This is a genomic window from Microbacterium sp. (assembly GCF_051953575.1).
Taxonomy (GTDB): Bacteria; Actinomycetota; Actinomycetes; order Actinomycetales; family Microbacteriaceae; genus Microbacterium.
This window is the reverse complement of record NZ_JBQCIP010000158.1, coordinates 1-15,024: the sequence shown is the minus strand read 5'-3', so window position 1 is coordinate 15,024 and position 15,024 is coordinate 1. Positions and strand designations below refer to the sequence as shown.

The 15,024-nt window shown below is 72.3% G+C and carries 12 protein-coding genes; 8 read left to right on the top strand and 4 right to left on the bottom strand.

Going from position 1 to position 15,024, the window contains the following annotated elements:
• The first annotated feature begins 131 nt into the window (after positions 1 to 131).
• Complete coding sequence (metH, locus tag ACTHNQ_RS10095; RefSeq protein ID WP_440333249.1) at positions 132 to 3,725, top strand: methionine synthase; 3,594 nt, start codon at positions 132 to 134, stop codon at positions 3,723 to 3,725.
• Between the two features lie 57 nt (positions 3,726 to 3,782).
• On the opposite strand, the gene ACTHNQ_RS10090 is transcribed toward metH, so the two are convergent.
• Complete coding sequence (locus ACTHNQ_RS10090) at positions 3,783 to 6,800, bottom strand: ATP-binding cassette domain-containing protein (RefSeq protein WP_440333248.1); 3,018 nt, start codon at positions 6,798 to 6,800, stop codon at positions 3,783 to 3,785.
• Positions 6,797 to 7,360, bottom strand: coding sequence for a hypothetical protein (locus ACTHNQ_RS10085; protein WP_440333247.1), 564 nt, complete (start codon positions 7,358 to 7,360; stop codon positions 6,797 to 6,799). Before ACTHNQ_RS10085 ends, ACTHNQ_RS10090 begins: the two co-directional genes overlap by 4 nt.
• Before the next feature lie 87 nt (positions 7,361 to 7,447).
• Between ACTHNQ_RS10085 and ACTHNQ_RS10080 the strand changes: the two genes are divergently transcribed.
• Positions 7,448 to 8,362 carry a 1,4-dihydroxy-2-naphthoyl-CoA synthase gene (locus ACTHNQ_RS10080; protein ID WP_440333246.1) on the top strand — a complete coding sequence of 305 codons (915 nt, stop codon included), beginning with the start codon at positions 7,448 to 7,450 and terminating at the stop codon, positions 8,360 to 8,362.
• 4 nt (positions 8,363 to 8,366) lie between these two features.
• Positions 8,367 to 9,521, top strand: coding sequence for an AMP-binding protein (locus tag ACTHNQ_RS10075; RefSeq protein WP_440333245.1), 1,155 nt, complete (start codon positions 8,367 to 8,369; stop codon positions 9,519 to 9,521).
• A 2-nt stretch (positions 9,522 to 9,523) separates the two neighbouring features.
• Here ACTHNQ_RS10075 and ACTHNQ_RS10070 read toward each other — a convergent pair whose 3' ends face one another.
• Positions 9,524 to 9,907, bottom strand: coding sequence for a VOC family protein (locus ACTHNQ_RS10070; RefSeq protein ID WP_440333244.1), 384 nt, complete (start codon positions 9,905 to 9,907; stop codon positions 9,524 to 9,526).
• An 88-nt stretch (positions 9,908 to 9,995) separates the two neighbouring features.
• On the opposite strand from ACTHNQ_RS10070, the gene ACTHNQ_RS10065 reads away from it, so the two are divergent.
• Complete coding sequence (locus tag ACTHNQ_RS10065) at positions 9,996 to 10,979, top strand: 1,4-dihydroxy-2-naphthoate polyprenyltransferase (protein WP_440333243.1); 984 nt, start codon at positions 9,996 to 9,998, stop codon at positions 10,977 to 10,979.
• A gap of 65 nt (positions 10,980 to 11,044) precedes the next feature.
• Here ACTHNQ_RS10065 and ACTHNQ_RS10060 read toward each other — a convergent pair whose 3' ends face one another.
• Positions 11,045 to 11,344 (bottom strand): DUF4229 domain-containing protein, encoded by a 300-nt coding sequence (locus ACTHNQ_RS10060; protein ID WP_440333242.1) that lies wholly within the window; start codon positions 11,342 to 11,344, stop codon positions 11,045 to 11,047.
• A gap of 75 nt (positions 11,345 to 11,419) precedes the next feature.
• Between ACTHNQ_RS10060 and ACTHNQ_RS10055 the strand changes: the two genes are divergently transcribed.
• The 4 genes from ACTHNQ_RS10055 to ACTHNQ_RS10040 form a co-directional block, all read left to right on the top strand.
• On the top strand, positions 11,420 to 11,917 hold the full coding sequence (locus ACTHNQ_RS10055; RefSeq protein WP_440333241.1) for a PLDc N-terminal domain-containing protein: 498 nt from the start codon (positions 11,420 to 11,422) through the stop codon (positions 11,915 to 11,917).
• Between the two features lies 1 nt (position 11,918).
• On the top strand, positions 11,919 to 13,742 hold the full coding sequence (gene menD / locus ACTHNQ_RS10050) for a 2-succinyl-5-enolpyruvyl-6-hydroxy-3-cyclohexene-1-carboxylic-acid synthase (RefSeq protein WP_440333240.1): 1,824 nt from the start codon (positions 11,919 to 11,921) through the stop codon (positions 13,740 to 13,742).
• Between the two features lie 68 nt (positions 13,743 to 13,810).
• Positions 13,811 to 14,674, top strand: coding sequence for a polyphosphate kinase 2 family protein (locus tag ACTHNQ_RS10045; protein ID WP_440333239.1), 864 nt, complete (start codon positions 13,811 to 13,813; stop codon positions 14,672 to 14,674).
• Positions 14,675 to 14,844: 170 nt separating this feature from the next.
• A partial coding sequence (locus ACTHNQ_RS10040; RefSeq protein WP_440333238.1) for a PadR family transcriptional regulator occupies positions 14,845 to 15,024 on the top strand: 180 nt, incomplete at its 3' end.

The following is a 15,024-nucleotide window of genomic DNA, read 5'->3' as shown; positions in this document are numbered from 1 at the left end:
CGGGCGCCACACAAACACCGCCGCCCCCCCGCCCCCCCGCGGGGCCCGTCACGACGGGGCCCGCCCGGACACCCCGCCAAAAACACGGGGGGGGCACCGCCGTTACCTCCGCGCCCCGCTTCGCCCTCGACATCGACGGCGTCGCGCGTCCCGAGCGTGCGGAGCGCCTGCTGGATGCCGTCCGCAACCGCGTCGTGATCGCCGACGGCGCGATGGGCACGATGCTGCAGCGCTACGACCTCACGATCGACGCCGACTTCCAAGGGCTCGAGGGCTGCAACGAGATCCTCAACGTGTCGCGCCCCGACGTCGTCGGCGCGATCCACGACGCCTACCTCGAGGTGGGAGTGGATGCCGTCGAGACCAACACGTTCGGCGCGAACTGGTCGAACCTCGACGACTACGGGATCGTCGACCGCATCGCGGAGCTCGCCGAGGTCGGCGCCCGCATCGCGCGCGAGCGGGTCGAGGCCGCTGAGGCCGCCGATGGCCGGGAGCGCTGGGTGCTCGGCTCGATGGGACCCGGTACGAAGCTTCCGAGCCTCGGTCACACCACCTACGACAACCTGAAGCAGACCTTCGCGTTGCAGGCCGAGGGGCTCATCGACGGCGGCGCCGACGCGTTCCTCGTCGAGACCAGCCAGGACCTGCTGCAGACCAAGGCCGCCATCAACGGCTGTCGCCAAGCGATCGTGAGCCGCGGCATCCGGCTTCCGATCTTCGTCGAGGTGACCGTCGAGACCACCGGGACCATGCTCATGGGTTCCGAGATCGGGGCGGCGCTCACCGCGATCGAGCCGCTCGGGGTCGACGCCATCGGGCTCAACTGCGCCACCGGGCCCACCGAGATGAGCGAGCACCTGCGGCACCTGTCGAAGCACGCCACGGTGCCGATCGCCTGCATGCCCGACGCCGGCCTTCCCGTGCTCGGCGCGAACGGCGCGCACTATCCGCTGTCGCCCGTCGAGCTCGCGACGGCGCACGAGCAGTTCGTGCGCGAGTTCGGCCTGGGTCTGATCGGCGGATGCTGCGGCACGACGCCCGAGCACCTCGCGGCCGTCGTCGACCGGCTGCGCCCCCTCCGGGCCGGGGGAGAGCGCCACCCGGCCGTCGACCCGGGCGTGGCCTCGCTGTATCAGCACGTGTCGTTCCAGCAGGACGCGTCATACCTCGCGATCGGCGAGCGCACCAACGCCAACGGCTCCAAGGCGTTCCGCGAGGCGATGCTCGAAGGGCGCTGGGACGACTGCGTCGAGATCGCCCGCGACCAGATCCGGGTCGGTGCGCACCTGCTCGACGTCTGCGTCGACTATGTGGGCCGCGACGGCGTGGCCGACATCCGCGAGGTGGTCTCGCGGTTTGCCTCCGCCTCGACGCTGCCGCTCGTCGTCGACTCGACGGAGCCGGCCGTGATCCGGGCGGGCCTGGAGCTCATCGGCGGCCGCCCGGTCGTGAACTCGGTGAACTACGAGGACGGCGACGGTGCGGCATCCCGATTCGGGCGCATCATGCCGCTCGTCAAAGAGCACGGCACCGCGGTGATTGCACTGACGATCGACGAGCAGGGCCAGGCGCGCACCGCCGACGACAAGGTGCGCATCGCGTCGCGCCTCGTCGACGAGCTCGTGGGCGACTGGGGCATGCGGGTGAGCGACATCATCGTCGACTGCCTCACGTTCCCGATCGCCACCGGGCAGGAGGAGACCCGACGAGACGCCATCGAGACGATCGAGGCCATCCGCCGCATCACCGCGAAGTACCCGGGCATCAACACGACCCTCGGCGTCTCGAACGTGTCGTTCGGCCTCAACCCGGCCGCGCGCAGCGTGCTGAACTCGGCATTCCTGCACGAAGCGGTGGAGGCCGGGCTCACGAGCGGCATCATCGACGCCGCCAAGATCGTGCCGCTCGCCTCGATCTCGGATGAGCAGCGCCAGGTGGCGCTCGACCTGGTGTGGGATCGTCGCGAGTACGACGCCGACGGCAACGTCACCTACGACCCGCTGGCGCGCATGCTCGACCTGTTCGCCGGCGTCGACACCGCGGCCCTGCGCAACCAGCGCGCGGCCGAGCTCGCCGCGCTGCCCACAGGCGAGCGCCTGCAGCGGCGCATCATCGACGGCGAGGGCAAGGGCCTCGAAGCCGACCTCGACCTCGCGCGCGCCGAGGGCATGGCGCCTCTCGCGATCATCAACGACCACCTGCTGGAGGGCATGAAGGTCGTCGGCGAGCGGTTCGGCGCCGGCGAGATGCAGCTGCCTTTCGTGCTGCAGTCGGCCGAGGTGATGAAGAACGCCGTCGCGCTGCTCGAGCCCCACATGGAGAAGTCGGATGCCTCGGGCAAGGGCCGCATCGTGCTCGCGACCGTCCGCGGCGACGTGCACGACATCGGCAAGAACCTCGTCGACATCATCCTCACGAACAACGGCTACGACGTGATCAACCTCGGCATCAAGCAGCCGATCGCCGACATCATCGCCGCCGCCGAGGAGCACGACGCCGACGTCATCGGCATGTCGGGGCTGCTCGTGAAGTCGACGGTCGTCATGAAGGAGAACCTCGAAGAGCTCACGGCCCGCGGGCTGGGCCGTCGCTGGCCGGTGATCCTGGGCGGGGCCGCGCTCACCCGCGCGTACGTCGAGGACGACCTGGCGAGCCTGTTCGACGGCGAGGTCCGCTACGCCCGCGACGCGTTCGAGGGCCTCGCGCTCATGGAGCCGCTCGTCAAGATCGCGCGCGGCGCCGACCCGGCCTCGGTGGGACTGCCCGAGCTCAAGAAGCGCCGCCACGCGGCCGGCTCCAAGCTCACGCTGACCGAGCCCGAGGCGATGCCGGCGCGGTCGGACGTGGCATCCGACAACCCCATCCCGGCGCCGCCGTTCTGGGGAACCCGCATCGTCCGCGGCATCGCGCTGCACGACTACGCGGCGTTCCTCGACGAGCGCGCGACGTTCATGGGCCAGTGGGGGCTGAAGCCCGGCCGCGGCGAGGACGGCCTGTCGTACGAGCAGCTCGTCGAGACCGAGGGACGCCCCCGGCTGCGGTACTGGCTCGACCGCATCCTCGCCGAGGGCATGCTCGACGCGTCGGTCGCGTACGGGTACTTCCCGGTGGTGTCGGAGGGCGACGACGTCGTCGTGCTGCACCACGCCGACGACCCGACCGGCGTGCTGGGCGTGCCGGGCCTGCTCGCCCCCGACGGCGGCAGCGGCGGCCCGATCGGCACGGACCGGCTGCGCTTCCACTTCCCCCGCCAGCGCCGCGACCGCCACCTGAACCTCGCAGACTTCGTGCGCTCTCGCGAGTCGGGCCAGGTGGATGTGCTACCGGTGCAGCTGGTGACCGCGGGCGCCGCGATCGACAAGGTGACCGCGAAGCTCTTCGCCGAAGACAAGTACCGCGACTACTACGAGCTCAACGGCCTCGTCATGCAGCTGACCGAGGCGCTCGCCGAGTTCTGGCACGCCCGCATCCGCTCCGAGCTCGGCTTCTCGGCCGAAGACCCGACCGACACCGCCGGCCTGTTCAAGCTCGAGTACCGCGGCGCCCGCTTCTCGCTCGGCTACCCGGCCTGCCCCGACATGGAGGACCGCCGCAAGGTCGTCGAACTGCTGCGCCCCGAGCGCATGGGCGTCGAGCTCAGCGAAGAGCTGCAGCTGCACCCCGAGCAGTCCACCGACGCGTTCGTCTTCCACCACCCCGAGGCGAAGTACTTCTCGGTCTGACCCGACCCGTGCGGAGCGGATGCCGGGCCCCCGGCATCCGCGTCCCCGTCCGCAGGCTCAGCCTCTGCGGTCGGCCGTGCCGGCAGGCACCGGACTCGGAGGACGGACCGCCGGAGCCTCGCGCACCGGCTGCAGCGGCTTGGCGCGACGCAGGGCGGACAGCACCGGACGCCCGATGACGACCAGGCCGACGACGGTCGTGATGGCGCGCAGGGTGTCCCAGCTGAGGGTCGAGGTGACGAGCGAGTACAGCAGGAAGCTCGACAGGTTCACGTCGAGCGGTGCCGAGCCGTCGTACGAGATGCCGGTGCCGTACCCCACCGCGAACGGCCAGTACCAGAGGTTCATGATGAGCCCGAAGGCGTACGAGGCGACGACGCCGTAGACGGCGAGCATCGCGATCTCGCCCGACCTCGAGCGCAGCCGGGGGAGGATCCCTGCGCCGGCGCCCACCCACGCGCACGCGAACATCTGGAACGGCGTCCACGGGCCGAACGTCCCGGTGACGAGGGTCGACAGGGCGATGGAGGCCATGCCGAGCAGCATCCCGAAGCGGGCGCCGAACGCGCGGCCGGCGAGGATCAGCAGCACGAACACCGCCTCGACGCCGCCGACGCCGGTGCTCGCGATGCGCACGGCGGCGCCGATCGCGGCGAGCGTGCCCAGCAGGGCCAGGGCGTGGGCCGACCGGACGGTCCCGTCGAGCGTCGCGATCACGACGAGCACCGCCAGGGGCGCCAGGGCGAGGGCTATGACCGGCACGGCGGCGTACGCCTGCGCGGGCACCGCCGTCGCCACGAGCGGCCAGCAGAACGCGCCCAGCGCCACGAGGTTGGCGGTCACGAGCGCCGCGACCGGCAGCAGCCGCCGACGGGGTGCCGGTGGCCGCGAGTGCACCGTCGAGAAGTCAGGAGATCCGGCGGCCGTCGCCCCGACCGCCGCGGGAATCCGGGCCTCGCGCACCGCCGGTGTGCGGATCTCCTGAATTCTCGACGAGACCGGCCGGTCCGTCACGATCCCGTCGCGCATCTCGAGCACGCGGTCGGCGAGCGCGGCGACCTCCGGCTCGTGCGACGCGACCAGCACCGCGGTGCCGGTGTCGGCCAGAGACTCGAGCGCCGCCCACACGACCGAGCGGGCGGCCGAGTCGAGGCCGCGCGTCGGCTCATCGACGAGCATCACCCGGGGGTCGGTCGCCAGCTGGATCGCGAGTGCCAGGCAGCGTCGCTCTCCCGCAGAGAGATCGAGAGGATGCCGCGCCAGCCGTGGGGTGAACTCCGGGCTCTCCGGGTCGAGGCCGAGGAACCCGGCGAAGCGGGCGGCCGTGGCCGTCGGCATCCTCGATTGAGGAGCATCGCCGGCATGAGGACCCGTACCCCGGGGTTCCTGCGCAGGCCGGCTGTGCTCCCCAGCCGACGAGCGCAGCGAACGCCGGGCGTGCCGGTCGGCCCGCGCGCATTCGCCCGCGACGGTGTCGTAGACGAACAGGTCGTCCGAGGCGTCCGGGACCAGCGCCACACGGCCCGCCGCCGAGACGTCGGCGTCGCGCGCGGGCAGCGCGAGCGCGGCGAGAAGGCTCGACTTGCCGGCGCCGTTGGGCCCCGTGAGCGCGACGATCTCGCCGGCGCGCAGGTCGACGGCGGCCCCCGCGACCGCCACGGCGCCGCGATGGGTCACGGTGATGCCGCGAGCGCGCAGCACGCCGTCCGTGTCGCTTCCGGTGTCGGTGCCTGTCGTCCTGCGGGAGCGCCCGGCAAGGGCAACGTCCCGCCCCGAACCGGCCTCGGCCGCCGGCACCGCCTCCACCGCGCCGCCCTCGATCCGCAGAACCTCGTCCGCGACCCCCGCGATGACGTCCACTCTGTGCTCGGCGACGACGACACACATGCCGGCCTCGTGCGCGAGCGCGCCGAGCAGTCCGGCGATGCGCACGCGTGCGTCCGCGTCGAGGTCGGCGAGCGGCTCGTCGACCAGCAGCAGGATCGGGTGCTCGACGACCGCGGCGGCGATCGCGACGAGCGTGGCCTCACCCGCCGAGAGGCCGCGCGTCGGCCGGTCGAGCAGGCGTGAGATCCCGACCCGTTCGGCGACCTCGGCGACGCGGGCGTCCACGATCACGCGGGCGACACCGCGCAGTTCGAGTGCGAGCCCGATCTCGTCGCGCACGCGCTCGGTCGCGAACGCCTCGCGCGGATGCTGCAGCACGACCCCGACCAGCTGCGCCAGGTCTCGGGGCGCGACGGCGAGGCGATCGTGCCCGACGACCCGGAGCGTCCCCGTCAGCCATCCGCCGTCCGTGTGCGTGTGCAGACCGGCTATCGCGCGCAGCAGCGTCGACTTGCCCGACCCCGTCGCGCCCGTCACGAGCGTGAGGGTGCCGGCCTCGAGCGTGAAGGCGGGAGGAAGGTGGATGCCTCCCACGCCCTCTCCGCCCATCGCCTCGCGCTGCGCGGAGCCTCGCGAGCGCCCGACGGACCCGGCACCCGCGATTCCCGGACTCGGCCCGCCGAACCCGGCTGACACGTCGTACGCCTGGACGGGGGCGAGGCAGTCGCCGGCGAGGCCGCGGCCGGCGAAGCCGCGCAGCTCGAGGGCGGCCGCCACGTGTCCGGCGCGCTCGAGCGTGCGCTGCAGCAGGGGGAGCAGCAGGCGGACGCCGCCGCGCTCGCCGCGCAGCCGCTGCGCGAAGCGCACCGCCCGGGCGCCGTCGGCAAGCGAGGGGAGCGTCGCCCAGGCGATCGCGAGCGCACGGGCGCCGCCGCGCAAGGGCCCGCGCCGTGACGCGCGGGCGAACATGCGATGCAGGTCGACGAGCGAGTTCAGCACCCCGAAGGCGAGGATCGCCAGGGCGATCGGCAGTGCGCTGGCGGCGGCATCCACGAGCCCGTCCGTCGTGACGGGGCCCAGCAGCACCACATGCGCGAACGGGGGCGCGAGTCGCAGCGCCGGGAGCGGCAGCAGCACCGGCCCGGAGCCGTCGGCCCCGTGGAACAGGACCCGGTAGACGACCCGGGCGCCCACGAAGCCGGCGGCGAGGATCGCCGCCGCCCGCAGGGGCCCGGGCCGGAATGTCATGATGCGGGCGCGGCCGGTTCGCCGTTGAGGGTGAAGAGCAGCTCGACGGCCTCGCCGGGCTCGAGCGGCTGAGTGGCCGGGCCCTCCTGCGCGTAGTTCCACTCGCCGTCAGCGGGCTTGACCCACAGCGACCAGTAGGCGAACGCCGCCGGCATCGTCTCGCACTTCTCGAAGTAGTCCGAGCCGTCCTCGGCCGGGATCGCCTCGTCCTCGGCGGGCAGGCCGTTGACACGGCACACCACCTGGTCGCCGTACTGGTCGGTGCCTTCGGTGGTGACGCCGGTGGCGGCGAACGCATCGGCGGCGACGATCGTGTCGTCGGCGCTCACGCACCAGGTGTTCGACACGTCGTCCGCGTCGCCGAGCGCGCTGGCGTCCACGACGACGGTGACGCCCTCGTCGCCCTCGCAGGCGTGCTCCATCGCGACGGACGCCTGGGTCGACGCCTCCGGGGTGGAGGAGGCCGTCGGCTCGGGCGACGGAGTCGAGCAGGCGGCGAGGGTGATCAGCAGAGCGGCGGAAGCCGCGGCCACGGACAGGGTGCGAAGAGTCGAGGTCACCGATCAAGGGTAGTCGGCGGCATCCCCTGTCCGGTTCCCGATGACGCCTGTATGACGCGCGCCGCCGCCCCGCCGTAGGCTGGGCGGGTGAGCGTTTCGGAACTGTTCGACGAAGATCTCTGGATGCCGGCGCCCGGCGCTCCCGACGGCGGTTACACCGACATCACCTCGCATGTCTCGAAGGACGGCCGCGTCGCGCGCATCGCGTTCGATCGCCCCGAGGTGCGCAACGCGTTCCGTCCGCACACGGTCGACGAGCTCTACCGGGCGCTCGACATCGCCCGCCAGGATCCGCGCATCGGCGTCGTGCTGCTCACCGGCAACGGGCCGAGCCCGAAGGACGGCGGCTGGGCGTTCTGCTCGGGCGGCGACCAGCGCATCCGTGGCCGCGACGGGTACAAGTACTCGGACTCCGAGGAGTCCGTCGGGCCCGAGGCGCAGGCGCGATCGGGGCGTCTGCACATCCTCGAGGTGCAGCGGCTCATCCGGTTCATGCCGAAGGTCGTGATCGCCGTGATCCCGGGGTGGGCGGCCGGCGGCGGGCACTCGCTCCATGTCGTCTGCGACCTCTCGATCGCGTCGGCCGAGCACGGGCGCTTCAAGCAGACCGACGCCGACGTGGGGTCGTTCGACGCCGGCTACGGCTCGGCGTACTTCGCCCGGCAGATCGGGCAGAAGTTCGCGCGCGAGGTGTTCTTCCTCGCCGAGGAGTACTCGGCCGAGCGCGCCTACGAGATGGGCGCCGTCAACCGGGTCGTGCCGCACGCGGCGCTGGAGCAGGAGGCGGTGGCGATGGCACGGACCATCCTCACGAAGTCGCCGACCGCGATCCGCATGCTGAAGTTCGCGTTCAATGCCGTCGACGACGGCATGGTGGGTCAGCAGGTGTTCGCCGGTGAGGCCACGCGTCTTGCCTACGGCACCGACGAGGCGGTCGAAGGCCGCGACGCGTTCCTGCAGAAGCGCGACCCCGACTGGTCGCCCTACCCGTGGCACTACTGAGCCGATGAAGCTCGAACCCGTCGTCGGCGACGACCCCCGCGAGATCCTGCGAGGGCTGCGCGGTGCGCTGCACGGCGCCGGCCCTGCGCTCGGACTCGGCATGGTCGATCGCCTGCCGTCCGAGGTGCGGCCGGGAACCGCCGTCGTGGTCACCACGTCGGGCTCCACCGGCGTTCCGAAGAGCGTCGTGCTGACCCGCGACTGTCTCACCGCCAGCGCGCTGGCGACCGCCGACCGCATCGGTGACGGCGCATGGCTGCTCGCGCTGCCGGCGAGCTACGTCGCCGGGCTGCAGGTGCTCGTGCGCTCGCTCGTCGCCGACCGCGAACCGGCGATCCTCTCCGGCGCCTTCACGCCGCAGGCGTTCGCCGCCGCGGCGCTCACCATGACATCGTCGGTGGGCGGTGAACGCGTTCCGACCTACACGTCGCTCGTGCCGGCGCAGCTGTCGAAGCTGCTCGACGCCGCCGACCACGACCCCCATATCCTTGCGGCGCTGCGCTCGTTCGAGCGCATCCTCATCGGCGGTCAGGCGCTGCCCGCCGCCACCCTCGAGCGGGCCGAGGCCGCGGGCGCGCGTATCGCCCGCACGTACGGGTCGACCGAGACCAGCGGCGGCTGCGTGTACGACGGCGTGCCGCTGCGCGGTGTGCAGGTGCGCATCCAGCGCGGCGAGGTGCAGGTGGCGGGGCCGACTCTCGCCGAGGGGTACCTCGGCGATCCTCAGCTGACGGACGCGGTGTTCGTGCGCGAGCCCGACGGCACGCGCTGGTACCGCACGGGCGATGCCGGTCTGTTCGAAGACGGCGTGCTGCGCATCCGCGGCCGCATCGACAACGTGATCGTCTCGGGCGGCATCAACGTCTCGCTGGACCGCGTCGAGCGGATCGTCCGCTCTGTGCCTGGGCTCGACGGAGCCGTGGTCGTCGGGGTTCCGGACGAACGCTGGGGAGAGGCATCCGTCATCGTGGCCTCGCGAGGCGAAGCGCTGCGACGGAGCGAGGCTGTGCAACTCGACGAGGCGCGCGCGGCCGTGCAGGCCGAGATCGGTCCCCACGCGCGGCCCACCCGGCTCGTGCTGGTCGACGAGCTCGCCACCCTTCCGTCAGGCAAGCCCGACCGCGAGGCGATCCGCCGCGCCGTCGCCGCGCTGCACTGACGCTACGCCGCCGGGTACGGCCCGGTCTGGACGACGCAGAACCTGTTGCCCTCGGTGTCTTCGAGCACGACCCAGTCGGCACCCTCGGGGTATCCGTCCCAGTCGACCTCGTGCGCCCCGAGCGCGAGCAGGCGCTCGACCTCGGCGGCCTGGTCCTCGGCGTACAGGTCGAGGTGGATGCGCGGCGGGTAGTGCTGCGGATACCCCGTGACCGACAGGGCGAGCGAGGCTCCTGCTGCGGCCCAGTGCGCCTTGCCCGGCGGATCGAGGATCACCCAGTCCTCGCTCGGCTCGCTTCGATCGACGTACCCGAGGGCGGCCCGCCAGAAGTCTCCGGCGCGCCCGATGTCTTCCACGGTGAGGACGATCGATCCGATGGTCAGCATGCCGCCCATCCTGGGCGCCCCCGCCGACATCCGCTACGGGGTCGACAGACACGGGCGCGCATGAACGGAGGTCCTATGATGTGCTCTCGTGGCAGGAACCCCCAGCAAGAAGCGCAAGACCGCGGGCCCGAAGAAGCAGCGCTCGCGCGGCAACCCGCAGAAGTCGCACGTCTCGCGCGACCCCGCTCACGTCCAGAAGGCGACGGCCCGCGACTGGATCGGCGCCGCCCGCCTGCGCACGCTGCCGCTGGCGATCACGCCGATCCTGATCGGCTCCGGCGCCGCCATCATCGTGACCGACGTGTTCCACTGGGTGATCGCCCTGTTCTGCCTCATCGTGTCGGTGTCGCTGCAGATCGGCGTCAACTACGCGAACGACTACAGCGACGGCATCCGCGGCACCGACGACTTCCGCGTCGGGCCCTCGCGCCTCACCGCCAGCCGCCGTGCGAAGCCCCGCACGGTGCTGATCGTCGCGCTGGCGTTCTTCGCGATCGCCGCGCTCGCGGGTCTGGCGATCACGATCCGCACGCAGCAGTGGTGGCTCATCGCCGTCGGCGCCGTGTGCATCGTCGCGGCCTGGTTCTACACCGGCGGCAAGCGCCCGTACGGGTACTACGGACTGGGCGAGCTGTTCGTGTTCGTGTTCTTCGGTCTCGTCGCGACGCTCGGCACGACGTGGGTGCAGGCGCTCGCCCTGCCGCAGGAGGCCTGGTTCGGCGCGGTCGGTGCGGGTCTCATCGCGTGCGCCGTGCTGCTCGCGAACAACCTGCGCGACATCGATCAGGACCGCACCGCCGGCAAGAAGACGCTCACGGTGCTGATCGGCCGCCGCGCGACGCAGGTGCTGTTCACCGTGTTCCTCGTGGTGGCGTTCCTCATCGCGGTGTTCCTCGCGTGGATCGGCTACCCGATCGCCTGGCTCACGCTGCTCGCGCTCCTCGCGGCCCTGCCCGCCATGCTCATCGTCTGGACGTACCGTGACCCCCGCGAGCTCGTCGTGGCCCTGGGCCTCACGTCGCTGACGTCCGTCGCCTACGGCGCGTTCCTCATGTGGGCCTTCATCGGCTGAGCACCGTGTGATCGGGATGCCGGAGCCGCCGGCATCCCGTCCCCAGGTGCCGCCGCGGACCGGCGTCAGGCCCGGGGGGAGTCGGGGGAGTCCGTGCCGGAGGCCGCGTCGGCGGCGGCATCCTCGGCATCCTCGTCGGAGACCGACGAGCGCGCCTTCGCACGGCGGTCGGCGAGTCCGGTCGTCACGTCTTCGAGGGGCTTGCGCAGGAACAGCACCGACAGGCTCAGGCCGATGAGGGCGGCGAAGATCGCGGAGAGCCAGTAGTACTCGCGCATGATCGGGAACAGCATCATGATGCCGAACGGCACGAGGAACGCCAGCAGTCGCAGAACCGAGTAGACGATGGCGGAACGGGCTTTCACCCGTCCATCCTACGTTTGCGTCACGGAGGGCACCCCGGACGCCCGCTGTGCGCCGCGCCCGCCTAGGATGGAGGCATGGCTCGCGGGCTGCTCATTCTGGCCCTGGTGGCGACAGTGTTCTGGGTCTTCACCATCGTCGACTGCGCCATCCAGCCTCCGATCCGCCACCGCGGCGTGAGCAAGCCCGTGTGGGTGCTCATCGTGGTGCTGCTGCCGGTCCTGGGCGGCATCCTCTGGCTCGCCGTGGGCCGCGCCCGCGGCTCGGTCGCCGTGCTGCGCCGCGCGCCCGACGACGACCCTGAGTTCCTCGGCACGCTCGGCTCGATCAGCGACCAGGACGAGCGCATCCGGCGTCTCGAAGAGGAGCTGGCGGCACTCGACTCCGAGGACGACGACCCGAAGTGGAACCCGCCGGCCCGACCGCAGGCCCGGCCGCCGGCATCCGAGGATCCCGCCGCCGGGACGACGACCCCGGGCGCCGCCTCGACGGGCGGCACGCCGCCGGCCACCCCGCCTGCCCGCCCCGCCGACGGCGACGACGACGCCCGGGGCCAGCGCGGAGCCATCGGCTGACGTGAGCGAGTCCGACAGCGCCGCGAGCGCGATCGACGCCGCGCCCGCCACGGACGCCGCCGCGGCCCTGCTCTTCCGGCTCGTCGAGCTGGGTGTGCGGCACGTCGTCGTGAGCCCGGGCTCGCGCTCGCAGGCCCTCGCCCTCGCGGCGGCGGAGCTCGAGCGCCGCGGCATCATCGCGCTGCACGTGCGTCTCGACGAACGCGTCGCCGGCTTCACCGCGCTCGGCATCGGACGCGAGACCGGGATGCCGGCGGCCGTGGTCTGCACGTCGGGAACCGCCGTCGCCAACCTGCTGCCGGCCGCACTCGAGGCGCATCACGCCGGTGTGCCGCTCCTGCTGCTGACCGCCGACCGTCCGCCCGAGCTTCGCGGCGTGGGCGCCAACCAGACCACGCGCCAGCCCGGCATGTTCGCGCCGACGGTGCGGTTCGAGGCCGACCTGCCCGTCCCCGACGCGGTCGATCCCGACGGCACCCACGAGCAGAGCGCCATGCTGCGGTCGGTCGCCGAGGCGGCCTTCGCCGCCGCGCTCGGCGCGGGCACGTGGTCGCCGGGCCCGGTGCACCTCAACCTGCCGTACCGCGAGCCGCTCGCGGGGGCCCTGCCGTCGTGGTTCGGCGTGCCGGCGGCCGAGCTGTCTGCGGCTCCCGCGCTTGACCCCGACGGGCCGCCGGCCGATGCCGAGCCCGAGGACGAACCGTCCGGCGCCCTGTACCAGGGCGGCGGAGGCATCGGCGAGTCCGACGTCCCGACCGAGCCCGAGGATGCGCCGTTCGTGCTGGAGCGCGGTCCGCGCACCATCGTGCTGGCCGGAGCGGATGCCGGTCCCGACGCCGAGGCCCTCGCGCATGCAGGCGGATGGCCGCTCGTGGCCGAGATCGTCAGCGGCGCCCGCTTCGGACGCCAGGTCGTGCACGGGTACCGCACGCTGCTGCGCGACCCCGATCTCGGCGGTCGCGTCGAGCGGGTCGTCGTGCTGGGACATCCCACGCTCAGCCGGGAGGCCGCGCGCCTGCTGTCGGACCCCGACGTCGAGGTCGTCGCGGTCCGGGGGCCGGGCGAGCCGCTCAATCTGAACGGTGCCTCGACCGCCGTCGACCGCATCTCGGTCGCGACCGGCGACCCCGACCGTGCCTGGCTCGGAGAATGGATGCTGGCATCCCGTGCCGCGGCCGTCGACCTGACGCCGCCGGCGCCCGACGCCGACGGCCTGTCGTCGGCCGAACCCGCCGAGCGGCTCGGGGCGATCGCCGCCGAGCTGCAGGTGATCCGCGCACCGCTCGACCGCGTCGAGTTGGTCGACGCGGTGTGGCGGGCGACGTGGCCGCACGACCGGCTCGTGTTCGGGTCGTCGCGCCTCGTGCGCGTGGCCGACGAGGTGCTGCCCGGCAAGAAGGTGCCGGTGCACTCCAACCGCGGCCTGGCCGGCATCGACGGCACGATCGCGACGGCCACCGGCATCGCCCTGGCGAGCCAGTCCGCCGCCGGTGCCGGCGTGACGCGCGTGCTGCTCGGCGACCTCGCGGTGCTCCACGACGTCGGCGCGCTGCTGCTGCCGCCGCACGAGGCCGAGCCCCGCATCCAGCTCATCGTCGGCAACGACGGCGGCGGCACGATCTTCGACGGGCTCGAGGTGGCCCGGGTCGCCGGTGCTGACGCCATGGACCGGGTGCTCTACACGCCGCATGCGGTGAGGCTCGAGCAGCTCGCCCTCGCCTACGGCTGGGAGTACCGGCGCATCACGACGCGGTCCGCGCTCGACCAGGCGCTCACCTCGCCCGTGGGCGGGCGGCAGCTCATCGAGGTTCCGCTGGAGCGCTGAGCCCCGGCATCCGGATCCCGACGACGTCGCTGCCGCTGCCGCACCCGGATCTGGTCCATGATGGGCGCATGATCGCCACGAGTCAGAAGCACTGGAGCGGCGATGTCGCCGATCTCCTGCGGGTCGGTGAAGGCTTCGTCCTCGCCGATGTCGACCCCCGTTCCACGCCCGGGTACGAACGCGACAAGCACGCCGCCGCCGAGGACCTGAAGTCGGGCGCGCAGCAGCTCGACGAGTACCAGGAGCGCCTGTTCGCGCAGAGCCGCGTGGACGCGACGGACGCCTCGGTGCTGCTCGTGCTGCAGGCGATGGACTCAGCCGGGAAGGGCGGCATCATCCGCCACGTCGTCGGATCGACCGACCCACAGGGCATCGCGCTCGCCGCCTTCAAGAAGCCCACGCCGGAGGAGCTCGAGCACGACTTCCTGTGGCGGGTCGAGAAGCGACTGCCCGAACCGGGGCTGATCGGCGTGTTCGACCGCTCGCACTACGAGGACGTGCTGGTCGGGCGCGTCCGCTCGCTCGCGCCCGCCGAAGAGATCGAGCGCCGCTACGGCGCGATCAACGAGTTCGAGAAGCGGGTGGCCGACTCGGGCACGCGCATCGTCAAGGTGATGCTCCACATCTCGCCCGACGAGCAGAAGGAGCGGCTCATGGAGCGGCTCGACCGCCCCGACAAGCACTGGAAGTACAACCCGGGCGACGTGGACGAGCGCCAGCTGTGGCCGTCGTACATGGCGGCGTATCAGACGGTGTTCGAGCGGACGTCGACCGAGGTGGCGCCCTGGTATGTCGTGCCTGCCGACCGCAAGTGGTACGCACGGCTGGCCGTGCAGCACCTGCTGCTCGAGGCGCTGGAGTCCGTCGATCCGCACTGGCCCGCGGCGACGTTCGACGTCGAGGCCGAGAAGGCGCGGCTCGCGGCCAGCTGAGGCGGCGCGCCTCACCCGCTTCGCAACAGCGCACGGAGCTCGCAGGTTCCCCGAGGAACCCGCGAGCTCCGTGCGTTTCTGCGATGGCGGCGACACAGCGGGGGACGAGACACCTTCGTCAGGCAAAGTAGTTGATGCTCGCGAGTACTTGACGTGATACAGTACCTGACATGACACAAGACGACGCGTTCGCAGCCGACCTGCTGCGCGGTCACACCGACACGATCGTGCTCGGGGTGCTCCGCCGCGGCGACGCGTACGGCTTCGAGATCTACAAGGCGATCCGCGACGCCACCGGGGGTCAGTACGAGATCAAAGAGGCGACGCTCTACGCCACGTACCGCCGCCTC

Coding starts and splice junctions, on each gene's coding strand:
- ACTHNQ_RS10090 (WP_440333248.1), bottom strand. CDS start 6,800: ATGACATTCCGGCCCGGGCCCCTGCGGGCGGCGGCGATCCTCGCCGCC.
- ACTHNQ_RS10075 (WP_440333245.1), top strand. CDS start 8,367: ATGAAGCTCGAACCCGTCGTCGGCGACGACCCCCGCGAGATCCTGCGA.
- ACTHNQ_RS10070 (WP_440333244.1), bottom strand. CDS start 9,907: ATGCTGACCATCGGATCGATCGTCCTCACCGTGGAAGACATCGGGCGC.
- ACTHNQ_RS10055 (WP_440333241.1), top strand. CDS start 11,420: ATGGCTCGCGGGCTGCTCATTCTGGCCCTGGTGGCGACAGTGTTCTGG.
- ACTHNQ_RS10045 (WP_440333239.1), top strand. CDS start 13,811: ATGATCGCCACGAGTCAGAAGCACTGGAGCGGCGATGTCGCCGATCTC.